Below are 4,343 nucleotides of genomic sequence, written 5' to 3'. Positions count from 1 at the left end.
CCGCGGCAGGTTCAGGCGGGGGGTTACGGCGGCATCAGCCGCACTTGGAGTAGCCGCAGTCACGGCAGGTGACGCAGCCGCCCTCATGCTCCAGCCGCGCGCCGCACTCGGGGCAGAACTTGGCCAGCTTGGCCTCGGCGGGGGTCATATCGGGGTGGGGGACAGGCGTGGCAGTCTTGGACGCGGCGCTGATGGGCGCGGGGGCGGGGCAGCCGCCGCCCTGCTGGGAGACCTTGAGCACCTTTTCCAGGGCCTTGGCGATGGCGTCGGGGCAGGAGGTGACGGGCACGCCCTGCTGCCGAAGGCAGGAGGGGCAGCGGATCCCCTTGAGCTGGGTGATGATCTCCTTGGGGTCCATACCCGAGCGGATGGCCACGCTGGTCAGGCGGGCGGTGGCCTCACTCTGGCTGGGACAGCCTCCGGCCCGGCCGGTGTTGGTGAATACCTCACAGATGCCGTTCTCGTCGTAGTTGACAGTGATATAAAGGTTGCCGCAGCCGATGCGCACCTTCTCGGTAAAGCCGCTGGTGACGGCGGGGCGCGGCCTCGGCTGGATATGGCCGTAGGCTCCGGATTTGATCAGGCAGGCCGTGCCCTCGCAGCCGGAGTCCAGCACGGCGTCCACCACCGGGTCGCCGGTGGCGGCCTTGCCGTCGTTGACCTTGCCGATGTTGAGCACCTGCTCGTTGCGGCTTCCGTCCCGGTAGATGGTGGTGCCCTTGCAGCCCAGAGTGAAGGCCAGCCGGTAGACCTCGGCGACCTCCTCCTTGGTGGCGGAGTTGGGGAAGTTCACCGTCTTGCTCACCGCGTTGTCGGTGTACCGCTGGAAGGCGGCCTGCATTTTCACATGCCAGATGGGGGACACGTCGTGGGCGCAGACGAACACCCGCCGGATGTCCTCCGGGATGCCGTCCACGTGGGCCAGGGAGCCCTGCTCCACGATTTTGTGCATCAGCTCGTCGGAGTAGATGCCCGCCTCCACCAGCCTGTCCTTCAGAATCTGATTGGTCTCGATAAGGTGGGTGCCGTCCATCACATTGCGGATATAGGCGTAGGCGAACACCGGCTCCACGCCGGAGGATACCCCGGCGATGATGGACAGGGTGCCGGTGGGGGCGATGGTGGTGACGGTGGCGTTTCGGATGGGCCTGCCGTCCCTGTAGATGCTCTGGTCAAAGAGGGGGAAAGGGCCCCGGATCTCGGCCAGCTCCTCGCTGGCCTGGTGGCCGATGGAATTCACCGTGTCCATGATCTCCTCGGCCAGGGCGACGCCCTCCTCGCTGTTGTAGGGCACGCCCATGTGGAGGAGCATGTCCGCAAAGCCCATGACGCCCAGGCCGATCTTGCGGGTGGAGCGGGTCATCCGGTCGATCTCGGGCAGGGGGTACTGGTTGACCTCAATCACGTTGTCCAGGAAGTGGACGGCGGTGCGGATGGTCTTTTCCAGCTTGGCCCGGTCCAGCACCCACCCGGCGGGGGTCTTCATCAGGTGGTTGACCAGGTTGATGGAGCCCAGGTTGCAGCTCTCATAGGGCAGCAGCGGCTGCTCTCCGCAGGGGTTGGTGGACTCGATCTCCCCCTGGCTGGGCACCACGTTGTCCCGGTTCAGCCGGTCCAGGAAGATGATGCCCGGCTCGCCGGTCTGCCAGGCCGAGGTGACAATGGCATCAAAGACCGCCCGGGCGCTGTGCTGGCCCACCACCCGGCCGGTGGCGGGGTCCACCAGGTCGTAGGGCTTGTCCTGGCTCACCGCCTCCATAAACGCCTCGGTGATGCCCACGGAGAGGTTGAAGTTGGTGATCTCGCGGGTATCGTTCTTGCAGGTGATGAACTCCAGAATATCGGGGTGGTCCACCCGCAGAATCCCCATGTTGGCGCCCCGGCGGGTGCCGCCCTGCTTCACCGCCTCGGTGGCGGCGTTGAACACCTTCATAAAGGAGATGGGGCCGGAGGCCACGCCGCCGGTGGAGTTGACGGTGGAGCCCTTGGGCCGCAGGCGGGAGAAGGAGAAGCCGGTGCCGCCGCCGCTCTTGTGGATCAGCGCGGCGTTCTTGATGGCGTCGAAGATGTCCTCCATGGAGTCGGCCACCGGCAGCACGAAGCAGGCGGAGAGCTGGCCCAGGGGGCGGCCCGCGTTCATGAGGGTGGGGGAGTTGGGCAGGAAGTCCAGGCTGACCATCAGCTCATAAAACTCCTTGGCCGTGGCCACCACGTCCGCCTTGGAATCAAAGCGGCGGTCACCCTCGGCCACAGCGTTGGCCACCCGGCGGAACAGGCCGTCCACGGTCTCGGTGGGCTGTCCCTGCTCGTCCCGGGCCAGGTAGCGCCGCTCCAGCACGGCCTTTGCGTTTTCCGAAATGGGCATATCGTATCTCTCCTCCAGTTGTATTCGAACACAAGATATTGTACCCGCATGAAAGAGAGTTGTCAATATTTCGTTTCTTGTCGGGGAGATAGAAAATTGCTATAATACTTTGGTAATCTTTTTGTGGAGGTGGCGCAATGGAGGCCCGTCAACCCTTTTCCCGCCTGGGCTGGGCCCTGTTCGCCCAGATGGCCGTCATGCTGGCGGCCCAGTGGGGGGTGCTGCTTCTGGCCAGGGCGGCACGGCCCGGCCTGCTGGGAGAGCCGGTGTTTCTGTGGGCGGCGTCCGTCCTGGGGGCCTACGGGCTGGGGATTCCCGCCGCCTGTCTGGTGCTGCGGGGGACGGCGGCCCCGCCCGCCCCGGCCCGCCGTCCGCTGGGGCCGGTCCGCTTCGCGGCCCTTTGGGCCGGCTCCGTGGGGCTGGCCTATCTGGCGAATGGGGCTACCCTGCTCCTCACCGGCCTGCTGGGGCGGCTCCGGGGCGCGGCGGTGGTCAACCCGGTGGAGTCCATCGGCCTCTACCCCCTTCCGCTCCAGCTCCTGCTGGCCGGGCTCATCGCCCCTGCGGCGGAGGAACTTCTGTTCCGCAGGCTGCTGCTGCGCCGCCTGCGGCCCTATGGGGAGCGCTTTGCGCTGGTGGCCTCCGCCCTTTGCTTCGGCCTGTTTCACGGAAATCTGAACCAGTTTTTTTATGCCTTTCTTCTGGGGCTGGTGCTGGCGGAGCTGGCGCTCTCCACCGGCTGCCTGTGGCAGGCCGTCCTCCTCCACGCGCTGGTCAACCTCTTTTCCATCCTCTGGGGTCGGCTGGGCGGCCCGGTGGTGGTGACGGGTGTGCTGATGCTGGCAGGCGCCATGGTGCCGTTCCGGCTGATCCCCGCGCTTCTGGCCCGTCCGGACGCAGAGCGCGGAACATGGCGGCGCTTTCTCACCAGCCCCGGCGTGCTCTGCTTCGGCGCGCTGTCCCTGTCCCTGGCGCTGTCTTATTTGATTTGAAAGGGTGGATCGTATTATGGTAGAGCTCTGCTTCAACCAGTCGGCACAGGGAGCGCTGAAGATGGCTCAGCACTGCGGCGGCAAAGGCCGCCACAGCGTCGGGATTGTATTTTGCACGTCGGAGGACGGGGAGAAGCCCTCCCGCCGGGCGGTCAGGGCGCGGCTGCGGAAGGTGCGGGCCGAGCAGGACCGGCTGGACAGGTATGCCGTCCCCCTGGGGAACAAAAGCTCCGACGTACTCTGCCTGGGGCTGGCCCTGTCCCTGGGGGACATCGCCGCCCCTCTGGCGGAGGACGGACCCCGGCGGGCGCTGTTCCGGCAGTTCCACACCGACTTCCCGCTGGACGGGGCGGAGGCCGACGCGGACTGGAGGGAGGTTCTGGCCGCTGCGGAGGAGCTGAGGGCCCGGGCCGCTACCGGGGAGGAGGTGCGCATCTGGGCGGACGACACCCCGGACGGGGCCTGCGGCCTGCGCCACGCGGCCGCCCTCCTGGCCGGGCTGGACGCCAGGGTGACCCTGGTTTCCCTGCCCCGGTGGTGGGAGCGGCCGGACGGCGCGGTGGTGCGCTGGGAGCGGGGCTGGGGCGAGGTACACCCCGAGGAGTTCGGCCTGCATTTGGGCGGGGCGGAGGAGCTGACCCGTCCGGTGCTGCGCATGCTGGCCCTGGAATGGGAGCGGCTGAGGGAGGAGAACGCCCCCCTCCGGGCGGTGGTCAACGGCAGGGTGATGGGGGTGTCGGAGGACTTCTATGACCCCGTCCTCCGCCGTTGCCTCACGGAGAAGCCGCAGAAGGTGGCGAACGTACTGGGACAGGCCCTGGTTCAGCTCTCCGGCGTGGGGGACTGGCTGCTGGCCCGGCGGCTGCGCGCCATGGCGGAGGCCGGGGCGGTCCGGGTGGACGAGGCGGGGAGCACCCGCGGCTTTTACGGGGCCGCGGTCTGTCTGGCCTGAACGGCAGGGCCCGGGGACGGCAGCGCCGTCCCCG

General features: G+C 67.7%; 3 protein-coding genes. 2 read left to right on the top strand and 1 reads right to left on the bottom strand.

Going from position 1 to position 4,343, the window contains the following annotated elements; translation table 11 throughout:
• Window positions 1–34 precede the first annotated feature (34 nt).
• Window positions 35–2,365, bottom strand: coding sequence for a vitamin B12-dependent ribonucleotide reductase (locus HMPREF0372_RS07690; protein WP_007490465.1), 2,331 nt, complete (start codon window positions 2,363–2,365; stop codon window positions 35–37).
• A gap of 137 nt (window positions 2,366–2,502) precedes the next feature.
• Here HMPREF0372_RS07690 and HMPREF0372_RS07685 point away from each other — a divergent pair, with 137 nt between their 5' ends.
• Window positions 2,503–3,357: a CPBP family intramembrane glutamic endopeptidase gene (locus HMPREF0372_RS07685; protein WP_007490464.1), complete on the top strand. Its 855-nt coding sequence runs from the start codon at window positions 2,503–2,505 to the stop codon at window positions 3,355–3,357.
• Window positions 3,358–3,373: 16 nt separating this feature from the next.
• Window positions 3,374–4,309 (top strand): DUF3658 domain-containing protein, encoded by a 936-nt coding sequence (locus tag HMPREF0372_RS07680; protein WP_007490463.1) that lies wholly within the window; start codon window positions 3,374–3,376, stop codon window positions 4,307–4,309.
• The last annotated feature ends 34 nt before the right edge of the window (window positions 4,310–4,343 follow it).

The sequence above is a fragment of the Flavonifractor plautii ATCC 29863 genome, from assembly GCF_000239295.1.
GTDB classification, from domain to species: Bacteria; Bacillota; Clostridia; order Oscillospirales; family Oscillospiraceae; genus Flavonifractor; species Flavonifractor plautii.
This window is presented reverse-complemented; position numbering and strand designations above follow the sequence as displayed.

Coding starts and splice junctions, on each gene's coding strand:
- HMPREF0372_RS07690 (WP_007490465.1), bottom strand. CDS start 2,365: ATGCCCATTTCGGAAAACGCAAAGGCCGTGCTGGAGCGGCGCTACCTG.
- HMPREF0372_RS07685 (WP_007490464.1), top strand. CDS start 2,503: ATGGAGGCCCGTCAACCCTTTTCCCGCCTGGGCTGGGCCCTGTTCGCC.
- HMPREF0372_RS07680 (WP_007490463.1), top strand. CDS start 3,374: ATGGTAGAGCTCTGCTTCAACCAGTCGGCACAGGGAGCGCTGAAGATG.